Here is a 15,893-nt window from a genome sequence, read left to right as displayed (position 1 = left end):
CTTCATCCCTTTCTGAAAGTCGAGTCTAAGTAAACGCATTTATGCGTGAACGTCTATAAGTAGACGTAAGCTCCAATTGGTTGAATACCTATCTGTCTTTTATTTCCGATTCCAACTAGGTCTAAACATTAAACATCATTTTAAAAAACTAGAGGGCAGAGGATGTGCGAAGTTTATTATTTTCACGGAGTTTTCCGCTCTTATTGCCCTCCCTTTTGAAGCGGCATTCTATTGATTAATCAAATAACGTACTGACAGATTGCCTTTCATATACACGAATAATCGCTTCAGCCATGAGGGAAGCAATCGATAGCTGAGTAATTTTATCGATCATTTTTTCTTCGGGTAAAAGAATCGAGTTTGTGACAACAAGTTCTTTAATGCTTGAACTTTCGATGCGTTCAATTGCCGGCCCTGACAAAACAGGATGGGTGCAGCAAGCATACACTTCCTTTGCCCCTCTTTCGAGCAGCGCATTTGACGCCAGTGTAATCGTGCCTGCTGTATCAATGATATCATCAATAATAATCGCAGTCTTTCCTTCAATATCGCCGATTATGTTCATCACTTCAGCAACGTTTGGGCGGGGTCTGCGCTTATCAATGATCGCAATTGGTGTTTTAAGGCGATCAGCTAATCTCCTGGCGCGTGTTACACCGCCGTGATCAGGGGAAACGACCACAACATCGTATAATTCTTTCTGTTTAAAGTAACTTGCCAATATCGGAACGGCCATTAACTGGTCAACAGGGATGTCGAAAAAGCCCTGGATTTGCGGCGCGTGTAAATCGATCGAAAGGACACGGGTGGCACCAGCCGTTTCCAATAAATTTGCAACGAGTTTAGCCGTGATTGGTTCACGTGCTCTCGCTTTCCGATCTTGTCTAGCGTATCCGTAATATGGGATAACTATATTAATTGTCGCAGCGGAAGCGCGTTTTAAAGCATCGATCATAATTAATAATTCCATGAGATGCTCGTTTACTGGATCTGAAGTGGACTGTATGACAAAGACGTCGCATCCTCGAATACTTTCTTCGATGTTGATTTGGATTTCTCCATCGCTAAAACGCTGAACCGAAGATTTACCTAATTCAACACCAATGCTTTTGACAATTTCATTAGCTAATCCTGGGTTTGAGTTTAACGTGAAGACCTTTAAGCTGGAGTTGAGGTAATTTGACATGTCTCAGTTTTTCCCTTCGTCATTGTTTTGTTTACGTTTTACATATTCTTCTTTGTTTATTTGTCTTGACCGGGCAATCGAAAGCGCTTCAGCGGGGACGTTTTCCGTAATTGTTGATCCCGCCGCAACATAAGCATCCTTTCCAACGGTTACAGGAGCAATCAAATTCGTATTGCAGCCGATAAAGGCTCCTTCTTCCACTTTTGTAAGATGTTTATTCTTTCCATCATAATTCACTGTAATTGTACCGCATCCAATATTTACATCTTTTCCAATCTCGGCATCGCCTATGTAGCTGAGATGGGAAGCCTTTGCCCCGTCTTCGATGGTTGATTTTTTTACCTCAACGAAATTTCCAATTTTGATGTTGTCGCCAAGTGTTGATTGCGGACGAATGTGGGCGAATGGGCCAATGGCAGCGCCACTTCCGATTTTGCTTTCACAAACGACAGATTGCCTAATCGTTGTACGATCCCCGATGATGCTATCAACGATTTCCGTTTGCGGCCCAATCAGGCAGTCTTCGCCGATTTTTACACTTCCGCTCAAGATGCTTCCAGGCTTAATGATCGTATCCTGTCCAATTTCAACCTCTGCAGAAATATATGTATTGTCAGGGTCAATGATCGTAACGCCATTTTTCATGTGCTTCTCATTGATTCGCTTTTTCATGCTTGCTTCTGCCTTTGAAAGCGCGAGCCGATCGTTTACCCCAATTGTCTCATCGAAATCGTCTGTCGCATAAGCTGCAATCACTTCGTTTTTCTTTTTCAAAATTTCGATGACATCTGGAAGGTAATATTCACCTTGTGCATTGTCGTTTTTTACCTCACGCAATACGTCAAATAAGTATTTATTGTCAAAACAATATGTTCCTGTATTAATTTCCGTAATGCGCTTCTCATCCTCTGTCGCATCCTTTTCTTCAACAATCCGCTCAACATTGCCATCAGAATTGCGCACGATCCGGCCGTATCCTGCCGGTTCATTTGTTGAAGCGGTTAAAACGGTTGCTTTCGCGTTTGTTTGTTGGTGGTGGTTAATCAGCTTCTCTATTGTCTCTTTTGTAATAAGCGGTGTATCCCCGCACAGAACGATCGTAACACCATCTTGATGTGCGAGATGATCGCGGGCTTGCAAGACGGCATGAGCTGTACCAAGTTGTTCAGATTGCAGTGCATAAAGGACGGATTCGCCGACCGTTTCTTTCACTTTCTCGGCACCATGCCCAATGACTGTTACAATATCCTCTATACCAAGCTGTTTTACTTGATCAACAATATGTAAGATCATCGGTTTTCCGCACACAGGGTGCAGTACTTTATATAATTTTGATTTCATTCTCGTCCCTTGACCGGCGGCTAAAATAACCGCATAACGATTTTTCATAAATAGTTAATTACCTCCAGAAACGCAAATTCTACTATTCGAATATATCTCAAAAACACGTCTTTTTCAAGGAAAGCAAACTCCCCAAAAGAAAAAGAACCTAATCCCATCGTTAGGTTCCATGCTCCCTGGTGTCATCAAATTTTAGAAACATTCGTTCATATGGCATCAAATGCCTAACCCAAAAGTGAAGAAATCGACAGCTTCTGCTTTACGATGCGCCTGCTTCTTCAAGGGAAGTTTCTTCAGAATCGCCGACACGCTCATATTCCGCCAATACAGCAGTTTGAATCTTTTCTCTCGTATTCGATGTAATTGGGTGTGCAATATCCCGGAATTCACCGTCCGGTGTACGCTTGCTTGGCATTGCCACGAACAGCCCGTTATTCCCATCGATCACACGAATATCATGGACGACAAACTCTCGATCGAGTGTAATGGAGGCAATCGCTCTCATTCGCCCTTCTGTATTGACGCGACGTAATCTTACATCAGTTATCTCCATTGAAATCCCACCTTTTTGCAGAGTCAAAAATAAGCGTATATATCACTATTCAACAAGGCGGGAACATTTCCTTCTATAATTTGATAAAATCTTGAAATTAATTCCTAACTGTTTAAATTTTTCCAGTTTTAATACATTCGTGCGATCAAATCGATTTCAATCAATGCATCCTTCGGCAATCTTGCGACTTCGACACAAGATCTGGCAGGCTTGTGTTCGCCGAAATAGGAAGCGTAAATGTCGTTGATGACAGGAAAATCATTCATGTCTTTAATATACACTGTTGTTTTTATAACCGAATCAAAAGAAGCGCCTGCCGCTTCCAATACCGCTTTAAGATTAGCAAATACTTGGTGCGTCTGTTTCGTTATGTCTTGCTCAGCCATCTTTCCTTCAGGCGTTAGCGGAATCTGCCCAGAAGTGAAAAAAAAGTTATCGATCGCGATTCCCTGGGAATAAGGACCTATCGCTGCCGGAGCGCCGTTCGTTTCGATTTTTTTCATGTCTACCTTCCCTTTCCTAGTAAATGAAAAGTTCAAATCATTCTTCCTTTAAAGCAAGATTTATTGAGGTGTTACCGTCCGTTATCCCCGCTTAGACTTCTGCGACATCCTTGTGGGGGTCCTTACGAAGGTTCACCGGGATAAAAATTTTTCTTCTTCATCCGTATAATTGCCGGTGGCAATTTCAATACGTTTTTCTTTTTCATCAACACGAGTTAATTTTAACATTGAGACATATTTTTCAACAAGTCGTTCTTCTGTTCCTTCAGATTCCACGAAAACACCAATCCCTGCAAGAGTCGCTTGAAATTCATCAAGAAGGCTGATCATGCCGTTAATCGTTCCTCCCGCTTTCATAAAGTCATCAATAATTAATACATTGGCTCCTGCTGTTAAGCTTCTCCTTGCAAGGGTCATCGTTTGGATCCGTTTCGAGGATCCGGAAATATAATTGATGCTAACGGTTGATCCTTCTGTCACGCGGCTGTCCCTTCGGACGACGACAACAGGGACATTCAAATGGGAAGCAACAGAATAAGCAAGAGGGATTCCCTTTGTAGCGACGGTCATGACAACATCAATTTGATTGCCAGAAAAGACGGAAGCAAACAACCGGCCAATTTGATTAATATACTTCGGATGGCCAAGAATGTCTGTCATATATAAGTAACCGCCCGGTAAAATGCGCTCAGGAACTGCAAGCAATTGCTTAAGCTCTTCCTCAATTTTTATAGCTTCTTGCTTGCTCATTTTGGAAATAAATTTCACCCCGCCGGCAGCCCCTGGAACAGTCAAAATTGTTCCAATCCCTTGTTGTTCGAATTGTTCTTTTATAATCACCAAATCTTCGCTAATTGAAGACTTCGCCGATCGATAACGCTCAGAAAAAAAAGTTAAAGGCACGAGTTGATAAGGGTGTAGAAGCAAGTAATGTGTCATATCAACTAAACGCCCACTGCGCCTTATTTTCATGGGTAACCCTCCAAAATCCGAATGTTTTAATTAAAATATATCATTTTCATACGGGTTTAACAACCTAGTATTAACCGATCAGCCGTACAGCATACACTTGGTTGCAAAAACCACGCAACCCATTCACAAGCCTATGCTTCTTGTTTTCAAACCGGGTTAACCCAAATACGGTTGGCCCGCTTCCGCTCATTAAAACGCCGTCAGCGCCCAGCTTTTCCATTTGCTGTTTAATTTTCGCGACTTTCGGATAGTACTTCATCGTTACATCTTCAAGGGAATTGCCAAGCTGTTCGCACATTAATGCATAATTTTTTTGTTCAAGGGCTTTCACCATTTGCTCAACGTCCGGGTGCCTGCAAGTGTTCACGTCCAACTTTTGATAAATGTCTGACGTAGAGACGCTGATTGGGGGCTTTGCGAGCACCACCCATACAGGAAGGGGTGAAGCGATTTTCTCAATGATTTCGCCTCTTCCTGTTGCTAGCGCCGTACCGCCATAAACGCAAAATGAAACGTCCGATCCGATTTCGGCGCCTAATTCGGCAAGTTCCTGCGTTGTTAAGCCAAGCTTCCACATCTGATTCAACCCTTTTAAAACGGCGGCGCAATCACTGCTTCCCCCTGCAAGGCCGGCCGCAACCGGAATGATTTTTGTGATTTCAATTTTACATCCCTTTCTGATGCCAAAACGAGATTTCAGCAATTCTGCCGCTTTATAAGCAAGGTTTCGCTTATCAACCGGAATAAATCCGTCTGACGAATCAATTTCAATCACATCTTCACTAAGCTCCATTATTTCGATACGATCGGCTAAATCAATCGTCGTCATAACCATTTTTACCTCATGATAGTTATCTTCCCTCTTATACAGAACATCTAATGCCAAATTTATTTTTGCGGGCGCTTTTACGGATAATCTCAACCATGTCACCTACTCATCTCTTGACTTTCTATGATTAATTTCTTCATTATCTTATTAAAAAAGCTTCACGGTCTGCAAGCCTCAAGTAAGCAGCAAATACAGTATAACAAAAAACCGAAGCCACTAAGGCTCCGGTTCTACAAAGGCAAATTTATGAAAGATTTTCTAATGGCAATTAAGACTGCTTCTGGTTACCTAACTGTTCTTCGGCCTTTTGAATCGCGCGCTTCACCATGTTCCCGGCATCACGGGCGCGAATTCCTCCCCAGCCTTCTTTTTGAACGGTATCGTAAAAGCCCAATTCTTTTGCAATCTCTTCTTTTAAGCGATCAGACATTACGCCACCTCTTCTTGCCACTCTTTCCATCCCCTTTCTGCCCTTGCAAGCGAGGAATCATTCCTCACCTTTATTATGTGGGACAGAGAAAAAACTATAACGAATTTGTTTTTCCTTTTTTGGCCAAAAAAAAAGCAGTATGACATACGCCTTACTGCCCAACTACAACTGCCTTCTTTTTGTCATCTCCAAATGTAAGTTCGACTGTTTCTGTTAAAACATCTGTGTAGCTATAAGAAACCCGTTCAAATGAATTTGAATCTTGATCTAATTTTATAATAAATACAGATGGGAATGTTTCTTCTAGGATGCCGGATCTTTCAATCGTTTTACGGCGTCCACCATTTGCCTTTAATGTTAATGGTTTACCGATACGAGCATCTAAAGCTTCCTTGATCTCAACTATTGTTTTACCCATTAGACACATCCACCTCACTTACTCAAATTTTAACACAGATTGTTGTTTTTTGTCAAATGAAAGGAAACGAATCCTAAATTATAACAACGTATTAATTTTGTTGTCAATCATTATTTTTGTATTATGGCTTATCCTTTACAATTGGCAAATAAAATATGTATAAGAGGAAGAATCAATTAGAAGGCAAATCCTCTTGCTTTTCCAAGTCCTTTTCGATCGGCATTCCTGTTCTTAGCAGCCCGCGTGTCTCCACTCCGCCCAACCCGCCTTCGTTTGAAAGCGTATTGCGCAGAACATCCATGACGTGAACACGATCCATAAAAGAGGTAAGGCATATTTTTGAAACGATATATACCGGATCAAGGGCATGGATGTTAACACGTTCAGGCGAACTTGCAAAATTTGCGCCAGCTTTAATAAGGGATTCAAAGTGGGATTGGCATGCGCCGGCAAAAATAACGAGTTGATCAAGGTGGCGAATTTTTGTCCGTACTTCTTTTACTGTCCTCACAAAATGTTTAGAATGCCGGTACGCCTGCAAATCCTTTTTCCCGCCTTTCATTTTTAAAAAGGCATCATGCCCTGTGATTACCAAGACATCAGGCCGGACTTGATCAAGCAATTTGGGAACGCGCTGCGGCATGTCCGCCTCGCTCATATGGACGCCTACAACCGGAACGCCAAGCTTTTCATATAATTGAAGGCACTTTTCTAAATAGCGATTATCGCCGTCCACATGAAGTACTTTTCCAGGCAGTTCAAAATACCGTTCGTCATGCTTATACCCGCCCGTTGAAACGTATTCGCGTTTTTGCTGCAAAAGCTTAAAATCTTGGCGAAATAAACGAAAGGAACGATCGACTTTCTTTTTCAATTGATTCCGTAATTTATTTTTTTCTTCTTCTGGCATAAGGACAAGATCAGAAAGGGGAGCATCCGCAGAAAGCCGCATTTCTTCGCCAATGAGGTCAACAATTTGTGAATCTTCATGAATATGAACGACACGAAAGAGAATATCACAATTGTAAGACTTTCTTGCTACAATCGAATCTGCTTGAATCTTCACATTCCTTCCCCCTGACAACACATCGCTTACTTCACTATATGCCAGGCATTTGAGAAAAATGAGCTATCCTTTAAGACGACGATGGACTGCATTCGCAAGAAACGCAAACTCTTTGATTGAAAGCGTCTCTCCACGCCTTGAAGGTTCAATTTCAAGATCCGTTAACATCACTTGGAGGTCTGCTTTAGCTATAGGCACATTCAAATTTTTTGCTAAATTATTTAAAATCGTTTTCCGCCGCTGCGCAAAGGAAGCCCGAACGACTTCAAAAAACAGTTTTTCGTCTATAACTTGAACGGATGGCTCTTTAAGCATATGCAGCTTAAGAACAGCAGAATCGACATTGGGCTTCGGAACAAATACATTGCCAGGCACTGTAAACGCTGTTTCTGCCTGCGCATAATATTGGACAGCAATGGTAAGGGAGCCGTAATCTTTCGTCCCGGGCTCAGCGGAAATCCGTTCTGCTACTTCCTTTTGAATCATGCAGACAATTCCGCGAATGGGAAGCTTATCTTCGAGCAGCTTCAATAAAATTGGTGTCGTTGCGTAATACGGCAAATTAGCAACAACCATCAAATCCTGTTCTTTCTGAAATTCCTTTTCGATGACAGCATGAATATTGGCTTTCAATACGTCTTGATGGATGAGTGCAATATTTTTATAATCCGACAAGTTTTCTTTTAAAATAGGAATGAGCCGCCCATCAATTTCAAAAGCGACGACCTTGTTTGCTTTTTGCGCTAATTTTTCTGTAAGTGCCCCAAAACCGGGGCCAATTTCAATAATGCCGGTTGAATCTGTTACATTTGCAGCGGCCACAATTTTTTCTAAAACATTGGCATCGACTAAAAAATTTTGCCCCAAGCTTTTTTTAAAGGAGAAACCGTGTTTTTCCAATATTTCTTTCGTTCGTCTCGGCGATGAAATTTCTTTATTCATTTGTTTCCCCCTCTTTGATTTGATGGACCGCTTGTTCAAGCTCTTCCAGTGTAATTTGGAACATATTTAATCTTTTATACAACTGTTTTCCATTCATATAGCCAATATTTAATACGTTTCCGAGCTGCTCACGCAAGTTGCGGGCATTTCCCCCGCCAATTAGCTGAAGGCCAACGAGCACTTCCCATGGAATGGTTTCTTTCTCATCAGGCATCTCTTCCCTAACAGATGAGAGAGCCTCCCTTACCGCTTCAATTGGAGCGTGCTCAATGCCAAGCCCTTTTCCATTCTTTGCTTTCGCATCCTTTTTCATAAGGAAGGCATGCTTCACACCGGGAACAGATGAACTAATGATTTTACGGATTCGCTCTCCGGGATAATCCGGATCGGTGAACACAATGACCCCGCGCCTTTCCTGTGCAACTTGAATCCTTTTTAACGTTTCGCTGCTAATTTCTGAACCATTCGTCTCCAGTGTATCAGCATCAACTGCTTGTTTAATTTTTTCTGTGTCGCTTTTTCCTTCGACCACAATGATTTCACGAATTTTCATCGATTCCTCCAAAATTTTTTAAAATCTTTAAGAAAAAATGAAACTTTTCTAGGGCATAACTCGTCTCTATTTATAATAAAGAATTTCAAAAGAAAAACACAGGGAGGCACCCCTGTGTAAATTAATCGACAATTTTTACTTTCACATTTTTTCTTCCCCAGGAGGTTGCTTTTGAATTTGATGGAACGAATACATCGATTCTGTTCCCTTTAATCGCCCCTCCGGTGTCTGCAGCAATGGCATATCCATACCCTTCGACATGGACTTTTGTGCCTAGTGGAATGACATTCGGATCGACGGCAACCACTTTCGCTCCTGGGTTTGCTTTTAAGTTAACCCCTGTTGCTGTCACACCTGAACAGCCGGAACAATTTGCCGTATAAGCTGTGCTTGACATATAAATCGTTTTACCGCCTGATGGCGCTTTGGCAGCAGCTTGTGCAGATGGCTCGTTGGAAGACGCAGACTGCTTACGCGAAACGGTTTTCGGCACTTCCTTTGTTCCGACAGCAACAATTCGATTTTTGCTGTCCTTTACTTTCTCTTCTTTCACCAGTTTACGTTTGACTTCTTTGCCGTTCTCAAGAATGACCTCATAATGTTTCTTCACTTTGCCTTTTTGGCCCTCATCAATGACTTTTTCTTTCCCTTTGGACAGGGATCCATCTTTTTTCGTTACAGTCGCAAAGGCAACTGCTTCTTCCACTACATCGGTGACCTTTTCCACGCGAACGACGTTAATTTTCGTTTCAGGGGAAACTTCTTCATCTTTTCCAGGTTCTACTCGGTCAAGTTCATTAAGCTCTACCTTTTGTTCTTTTAAAAGATCAGCGACCGTAGTCGAAGTGGTCCACACTTTTTTCTCTTTATCGCCAATTACAAGTGGAATTTCAAAGGCGGACTCAAATTGAATTTCAAGATTTTCCTCAATCGCTTCTGACTGGGCTGGGTTTATTTTGTCATGCTCTTTCACTGTAATTTTGCGTTCTTCAAGAACATCCCCAACCGTATCTTTCACAGTCCATATATCATGTTTCTTCCCATCTATATTTAAAACAACTTGCTTTGCAGGTTTCCATACAACTTTCATTCCATCTTCAATTGCAGCATCTAATGCAGGCTCGATGAAATCGTGTTGATTTACGTCAATATCTTGCTCTTCAAGCACTTCAGCAACTGAATTTGCATGTGACTTAACTTGGATTTCTTTACCATCAAGAGAAAGTATGACATCGGATTTCATCGTCTCATACACCGAAAAACCAGTAACCACACTAAGTACAATCACACTAAATAGAATGAGTAAAAACTTCTTCCCCTTGAGCAGCCCGGAAAAACGCTTCCCGTTTGCTTCCATCATCATCCTCCTTTTACATGCGTGAAAGACCTTAAAAAAGAATTGACTCGAATAAAAACTCTATTGATTTTCTCTTAACATCCCTCCCAAATTGCGCTAATATTGGTAAACTATGTTAAGTTATCGCTTATTATGCATCTGGTAGAGAAGATTTAAAAGAGAAATCTCACGACAAAATTTCCCGCCTATTTGTAGAGCTTTGTTGAAACGTTATGGCTTAAAGCTATTCCAGCGCTTATTCGACAAACTTATCCATCAGTTTATGCCGAATAACTGTTTTGCATTGTCGGACGTTTTTTGGGCTAATTCTTGATAATCGATCCCTTTTAATAATGCAATTTGTTCTGCAACGTATTTGACGTAGGCCGGTTCGTTTCTTTTCCCCCGGAAAGGATGTGGCGCCAAATATGGGCAGTCCGTTTCAATTAATAATCTTTCAAGTGGAAGCTTGGCAACCACTTCTTTCAATTGCTTTGCATTTTTAAATGTGACAGGCCCGCCGATCGAAATATAAAAATTCAAATCGATGCATGCTTTTGCATCTTCAAGTGTGCTGCTGAAACAATGCATAATGCCGCCTACTTCATCGGCACCCTCTTCTTTTAAAATCGCGATCACGTCTTCCGTCGCTTCACGATTATGTATGATAAGCGGGAGATTTACTTTTTTAGCAAGCTGAATTTGCTGTCTAAAAACTGTTTTCTGTACCTCTTTCGGAGATTTATCCCAATGGTAATCAAGGCCTGTTTCACCGAGAGCAACCACTTTCGGGTGCGGACAAAGATCTTCAATCCAGTTTAAATCGTTCTCATTCATCTCGATGGCGTCCACTGGGTGCCATCCAACTGCCGCGTATAGAAAATCATAACGTTCGACGAGCGAGATGGCTCCTTCTATCGTTTTATGATCGAACCCGACGACGATCATCTCTGATACACCGGCTTCCTGCGCGCGAACAATCACGTCCTCTACATCTTCATGAAATTGTTCAGCGTTTAAATGCGTATGCGTATCAAAAAGCATCATAATCCCCTTTCATTTCCTAAGTAAGGATATCAAAAGACCTGGTCAAATACGAATGCACCACGGTTTCATTTCTGTTACATTTCGGTAACAAAAACCATAGGAATAACAAAAGACAGCCTTGCATATACATGCTAAGCTGCCTTCGTCACTATATTATTTAACGATTGTTCCATTTTTTAAACTAGGCACTTCGACAAGCTCTAGTTTACCTTCGCTTTTTCCAGCGAGAATCATGCCTTCTGAGCGTTCGCCGCGCAATGTAACCGGCTTTAAGTTTGTCACGCAAACAACTTTCCTTCCAATCAACTCTTCAGGATAGTAAAATTCCGCTATGCCGGAGACGACTTGGCGTGTTTCTTCTCCTAAATCAAGCTGCAATTTAAGCAGTTTGTCCGCTTTTTTAACAGGTTCAGCCGACACCACTTCCGCTACTTTTAATTCTACTTTGCTGAATTCATCAATTGTAATTTCGTTTGAATTTTGGACGGCTTCCACTGGATCTTTGTCTTCTTTTTTCGGTGAAGCGCCACCCATTTTTGATAATATGATATCGATTTCCTCTTTTACATCGAGACGAGGGAAAATCGGATCTTTTTTTACTACTTGCTTCCCGCCAATGTTGGATCCAAAGTCGTCTAAACTATCCCATGATAAAAATGCTTCATTCGGAATTCCAAGTTGTTCTGTTATTTTCTTTGGCGTTTCTGTCATAAATGGTTGCAAAAGAACAGCAATATGGCGAATCGATTCCGCTAAATGGACCATAACAGAAGCAAGCTTTTCCCGCTCTTCCTCTTCTTTTGCCAATTTCCATGGCTCTGTTTCATCAATGTATTTGTTCGTTCGGCTAATAAGCTGCCAGATTGCCGCTAATGCAATAGAGAATTCCATCTTTTCCAATGCATGCTCTACTTTTTCCTTTGTTTGGCTTACAGCTTTTACAAGGCTGTCGTCAAAGTCTGTCACAGCACCTCTAAATTCTGGAATCTTGCCGCCAAAATATTTATGAATCATCGCCACCGTACGGTTCAGCAAATTCCCTAAGTCATTTGCAAGATCGTGATTGATTCTTTCAACAAAACTTTCCGGAGTAAAGACACCGTCTGACCCGAATGGCACTTCACGCAGCAAATAGTAACGGAGCGCGTCCAACCCGTACCTGTCGATTAATGTGACGGGATCGACGACATTGCCTTTTGATTTTGACATTTTGCCGTCCTTCATCAAAAGCCAGCCGTGGGCAAATACTTTTTTTGGAAGCGGCAACCCAAGCGCCATTAACATGATTGGCCAGTAAATTGTATGGAAGCGAACAATTTCCTTGCCGACAAGGTGGACGTCGGCCGGCCAATACTTCTCATACTTCGATTCATCGCCTGATCCGTAGCCAAGCGCTGTAATGTAATTCGATAACGCATCAATCCATACATAAATCACGTGTTTCGGGTCGTTTGGCACTTTAATGCCCCAATCAAAAGATGTTCTTGAAACAGCTAAATCTTCAAGCCCAGGCTTAATAAAATTATTAATCATTTCATTTTTGCGTGACTCCGGTTGAATAAAATCAGGATTTTCTTCATAAAACTGAAGCAACCGATCAGCATACTTGCTCATTTTGAAAAAATAAGATTCTTCTTTGACCTTTTCAACCGGCCGGCCGCAATCAGGGCATTTTCCATCCACAAGCTGTGTTTCCGTATAAAATGACTCACAAGGCGTACAATACCAGCCTTCATACTCACCAAGATAAATGTCACCCTGCTTTACAAGCTGATCAAATATTTTTTCCACCGCTTTTTTATGCCGTGTTTCAGTCGTTCGGATAAAATCATCATAGGAAATATCCAATTTCCTCCATAGCTTCTGGATACCCGCTACGATATTATCGACATAGGCTTGCGGAGAGACCCCTTCTTCCTCCGCTTTTTGCTGAATCTTTTGCCCATGTTCATCAGTTCCTGTTAAATACAACACATCATAACCACGCAGCCGTTTATACCTTGCTAATGCGTCACCTGCTACTGTCGTATACGCATGGCCAATATGAAGCTTTCCGCTTGGATAATAAATTGGCGTTGTTATATAAAACGTTTTCTTATTCGGCTCCATCTTCGTTCCTCCTTTTTCCACTCAGGGCTTGAAAAAGCCCCCGCCCCTTGGGCGAGAGCATACAATACTTATCGGTCAAACATGTGCGAAAGCAAATTGAAAAATGACCGTTCAAGCAGGAAAGACATTTTTCATCCATCGCCGCCCGTACCAGTTCCTTCCCCAAAATATACCGAAAAAGCAAACGTCATGTCAAGATTTGCCTTCTTTTTCAAACTTGTAAAAAACATTCTTTATTTTAACACAGAATGTCATCAATTTGTAATTGACCCAGTTAATGGCACTTGGTATGATTTAAAGAAAAATGTCGAATTTTGACAAAGAATGAGGGGATTCATTTGAAATCTACTGGAATCGTACGCAAAGTCGACGAGCTAGGACGCGTTGTTATCCCAGTTGAGCTACGCCGTACACTTGGCATTGAAGTAAAGGACAATATCGAAATAATTGTTGAAAACGATCGAATTGTATTAAAAAAATATACACCGTCGATGTCTTGTCACATAACCGGGGAAGTATCGGATGACAATCTCGTACTCGCAGACGGAAAACTAATTTTAAGCAAAAAAGCCGCGGAAAAAATATTGGAAGAAATCAAAGCGATGTTCACCCCGCTATAATTAAGGGAAACTTCTCAGTGGGGGATTTTTATCCCCCCGTTAATGCGGGATAAATGAATTCAAAACCTCATTTTCACTCATGCTTTGGCTTAAGAGTCAATATGATAAATATGATATACTTCCCTTTTTGGCAATCCCCGATCTTTTGCTGCTTGTTTCACCGCTTCCTTTGTAGGCTGCCCTTCTTTTTCAATGTAGTAGGTGACATGTTCTTTCACCGAAAGATGGCTCCACCAATGATTCGTTTCAGAAGGTTGATCGTCTGAAGCCCCTTCAACAATGATGCAAAATTCACCTCGTATGGCGGCGTTTTCAGCCCAATTGGTTAAGTCTTGCACCGTTCCACGTATAAATTCTTCATATCGTTTTGTCAGTTCTCTGGCGATCACCGCATTCCGATCTCCGAATGCTTGGTGAATCTCTTTTAACGTTTCCTTTAAACGATGGGGCGCTTCGTAAAAAATGATTGGCACTTTCATGTAAACTAGATCCTGCAACGCTTGTTTCTTCTCTTTATGCGACCGCGGAAGAAACCCATAAAAGTAAAAATGATTGGTAAGTAGGCCAGAGGCAATCAGAGCGGTTATCGCGGCATTTGCCCCTGGAAGCGGTATAACTTGTATGCCTTCCCCAATGCATGCCGTAACAAGGTCGTTTCCCGGATCAGAAATGGCAGGTGTGCCCGCGTCAGTGACAAGGGCAATTTTTTTCCCTTTGATTAATTGTTCGATGAGGTGGGCGCCTTGCCTTTCTTTGTTATGTTCATGATAGCTGATAAGCGGTGTTCCAATCTCATAGTGATTGCATAATTTACGTGTCACCCGTGTATCTTCAGCGGCAATCACGTCGACTTCTTTCAACGTGGACACTGCCCGGAACGTGATGTCTTCCAAGTTTCCAATGGGAGTGGGAACGAGATAAAGACAGCCTTTGGAACCGGACGCTTCATCCATTTGCTTCTGGCTCATCCCTTTTCTTCCTTTCAATCAATGCCATTTTTTCACCGCGATTCAATGCTTTTATTTGATTTTCAACTTTGAGCGCTTCACTCTTTGTCTTGAACGCTTCTGTATAAACGACCGCTAACGGCCCTCTTCCCCTCGTATATTTTGCTCCTTTCCCTGACGCGTGCGCGGCCAGCCGTTTCTCGATGTCATTCGTGGAACCTGTATACAGGCTCCCGTCGCCGCAACGCAAAATGTAAACAAAATAGTTACCCACCATATAAAATCTCCTTTATTTCCGCTGTATACACATTGTTGTGATCGTAAACCGTTAATGGCGGCAAAACTTTTAAATCAGCCTTCCCATCTTTTGTTCCCTCAATTAAAACAATGTTCGCATCACTCCCGTTCTTTGGATGAACAAATTGCAGCCGCTTTGGTTCAAGCCGATACTTTTTCATTAATTCCAAAAGTTCAACAAGCCGGTTTGGACGGTGTACGAATGCACCTTTCCCTCCTTGCTTAAGCAACCGGCTCATCGTTCTTACACAGTCTTCCAATGTGCAATACATTTCATGCCTTGCCATTGCAGTGTGAAGGCTCTTTTTCACGTCTCGTTCATTCGTTCGTTTAAAATACGGGGGATTGCATGTGACAACATCGTATGACCCGTCCAAAAAAGAAGATTCCAATTGGGTTAAATCGTTGCATAAAATTTTAATGCGATCATGAAGCCCGTTCAATCGGACACTTCTTTCCGCCATATCGCACAGCTTTTCCTGCATATCCAACGCAATGATTTTGCCTTTTGTCCGCCTGCTTAACAAAAGGGGAATCACGCCATTTCCTGTGCATAAATCGATAAGCTTCCCTTTTTGGATCGGAACATAGACAAATTTTGCAAGCAAAACAGAATCCAATGAAAATGAAAACACATCGCCAGCCTGGATAATTTTTAAATCTTTTTGTCCAATATAATCGATACGTTCGTGCTTCAACAATTCTTCCATGCGGGTACTCCTTATAAAAATGTTACATAAAAAA

Annotated in this window: 18 protein-coding genes; 1 reads left to right on the top strand and 17 read right to left on the bottom strand. The window is 41.8% G+C overall.

All coding sequences use genetic code 11. The annotated features are described in order from the left end of the window. Window positions 1-235: 235 nt before the first annotated feature. The 14 genes from DCC39_RS07710 to metG form a co-directional block, all read right to left on the bottom strand. Window positions 236-1,186 carry a ribose-phosphate diphosphokinase gene (locus tag DCC39_RS07710; protein ID WP_116554316.1) on the bottom strand — a complete coding sequence of 317 codons (951 nt, stop codon included), beginning with the start codon at window positions 1,184-1,186 and terminating at the stop codon, window positions 236-238. Between the two features lie 3 nt (window positions 1,187-1,189). Then, window positions 1,190-2,575 (bottom strand): bifunctional UDP-N-acetylglucosamine diphosphorylase/glucosamine-1-phosphate N-acetyltransferase GlmU, encoded by a 1,386-nt coding sequence (glmU, locus tag DCC39_RS07705; protein ID WP_116554315.1) that lies wholly within the window; start codon window positions 2,573-2,575, stop codon window positions 1,190-1,192. 211 nt (window positions 2,576-2,786) lie between these two features. Further along, the gene (gene spoVG / locus DCC39_RS07700; RefSeq protein WP_116554314.1) at window positions 2,787-3,080 is read right to left on the bottom strand and encodes a septation regulator SpoVG; all 294 of its coding nucleotides are present in this window, start codon (window positions 3,078-3,080) and stop codon (window positions 2,787-2,789) included. 128 nt (window positions 3,081-3,208) lie between these two features. Continuing rightward, window positions 3,209-3,583, bottom strand: a complete 375-nt coding sequence (locus DCC39_RS07695; protein ID WP_116554313.1) for a RidA family protein — start codon at window positions 3,581-3,583, stop codon at window positions 3,209-3,211. 132 nt (window positions 3,584-3,715) lie between these two features. Beyond that, window positions 3,716-4,555, bottom strand: coding sequence for a pur operon repressor (purR, locus tag DCC39_RS07690; protein ID WP_116554312.1), 840 nt, complete (start codon window positions 4,553-4,555; stop codon window positions 3,716-3,718). Between the two features lie 70 nt (window positions 4,556-4,625). Further along, a complete protein-coding gene (gene ispE / locus DCC39_RS07685; RefSeq protein ID WP_116554345.1) occupies window positions 4,626-5,477 on the bottom strand; it encodes a 4-(cytidine 5'-diphospho)-2-C-methyl-D-erythritol kinase in 852 nt (283 codons plus the stop codon). A 175-nt stretch (window positions 5,478-5,652) separates the two neighbouring features. Beyond that, complete coding sequence (locus tag DCC39_RS07680) at window positions 5,653-5,835, bottom strand: small, acid-soluble spore protein, alpha/beta type (protein ID WP_116554311.1); 183 nt, start codon at window positions 5,833-5,835, stop codon at window positions 5,653-5,655. Window positions 5,836-5,965: 130 nt separating this feature from the next. Further along, complete coding sequence (veg, locus tag DCC39_RS07675) at window positions 5,966-6,232, bottom strand: biofilm formation stimulator Veg (RefSeq protein WP_116554310.1); 267 nt, start codon at window positions 6,230-6,232, stop codon at window positions 5,966-5,968. A 172-nt stretch (window positions 6,233-6,404) separates the two neighbouring features. Next, complete coding sequence (yabG, locus tag DCC39_RS07670) at window positions 6,405-7,298, bottom strand: sporulation peptidase YabG (RefSeq protein ID WP_116554309.1); 894 nt, start codon at window positions 7,296-7,298, stop codon at window positions 6,405-6,407. Between the two features lie 63 nt (window positions 7,299-7,361). Beyond that, window positions 7,362-8,240, bottom strand: a complete 879-nt coding sequence (rsmA, locus tag DCC39_RS07665) for a 16S rRNA (adenine(1518)-N(6)/adenine(1519)-N(6))-dimethyltransferase RsmA (RefSeq protein WP_116554308.1) — start codon at window positions 8,238-8,240, stop codon at window positions 7,362-7,364. Then, window positions 8,233-8,793, bottom strand: a complete 561-nt coding sequence (gene rnmV / locus DCC39_RS07660) for a ribonuclease M5 (RefSeq protein ID WP_205948481.1) — start codon at window positions 8,791-8,793, stop codon at window positions 8,233-8,235. The genes rsmA and rnmV overlap by 8 nt, the downstream gene beginning before the upstream one ends. 121 nt (window positions 8,794-8,914) lie before the next feature. Next, window positions 8,915-10,150 carry a G5 and 3D domain-containing protein gene (locus tag DCC39_RS07655; RefSeq protein WP_116554306.1) on the bottom strand — a complete coding sequence of 412 codons (1,236 nt, stop codon included), beginning with the start codon at window positions 10,148-10,150 and terminating at the stop codon, window positions 8,915-8,917. A 255-nt stretch (window positions 10,151-10,405) separates the two neighbouring features. Then, the gene (locus DCC39_RS07650; protein ID WP_116554305.1) at window positions 10,406-11,173 is read right to left on the bottom strand and encodes a TatD family hydrolase; all 768 of its coding nucleotides are present in this window, start codon (window positions 11,171-11,173) and stop codon (window positions 10,406-10,408) included. 156 nt (window positions 11,174-11,329) lie between these two features. Next, the gene (gene metG / locus DCC39_RS07645; RefSeq protein WP_116554304.1) at window positions 11,330-13,285 is read right to left on the bottom strand and encodes a methionine--tRNA ligase; all 1,956 of its coding nucleotides are present in this window, start codon (window positions 13,283-13,285) and stop codon (window positions 11,330-11,332) included. Window positions 13,286-13,623: 338 nt separating this feature from the next. Here metG and DCC39_RS07635 point away from each other — a divergent pair, with 338 nt between their 5' ends. Next, the gene (locus DCC39_RS07635; RefSeq protein ID WP_116554302.1) at window positions 13,624-13,905 is read left to right on the top strand and encodes an AbrB/MazE/SpoVT family DNA-binding domain-containing protein; all 282 of its coding nucleotides are present in this window, start codon (window positions 13,624-13,626) and stop codon (window positions 13,903-13,905) included. A gap of 89 nt (window positions 13,906-13,994) precedes the next feature. Here the strand turns inward: DCC39_RS07635 and rsmI are convergent, their stop codons facing one another. From rsmI to DCC39_RS07620, 3 genes are read right to left on the bottom strand one after another with little or no spacing between them, the layout of a single operon-like run. After that, window positions 13,995-14,873: a 16S rRNA (cytidine(1402)-2'-O)-methyltransferase gene (gene rsmI, locus DCC39_RS07630; protein WP_116554301.1), complete on the bottom strand. Its 879-nt coding sequence runs from the start codon at window positions 14,871-14,873 to the stop codon at window positions 13,995-13,997. Next, window positions 14,851-15,129, bottom strand: a complete 279-nt coding sequence (locus tag DCC39_RS07625; protein WP_116554300.1) for a GIY-YIG nuclease family protein — start codon at window positions 15,127-15,129, stop codon at window positions 14,851-14,853. The genes rsmI and DCC39_RS07625 overlap by 23 nt, the downstream gene beginning before the upstream one ends. Next, window positions 15,119-15,859, bottom strand: a complete 741-nt coding sequence (locus DCC39_RS07620; protein WP_116554299.1) for a tRNA1(Val) (adenine(37)-N6)-methyltransferase — start codon at window positions 15,857-15,859, stop codon at window positions 15,119-15,121. The genes DCC39_RS07625 and DCC39_RS07620 overlap by 11 nt, the downstream gene beginning before the upstream one ends. Window positions 15,860-15,893 lie beyond the last annotated feature (34 nt).

The sequence above is a fragment of the Pueribacillus theae genome, assembly GCF_003097615.1.
Classification (GTDB): Bacteria; Bacillota; Bacilli; order Bacillales; family UBA6769; genus Pueribacillus; species Pueribacillus theae.
This window is presented reverse-complemented; position numbering and strand designations above follow the sequence as displayed.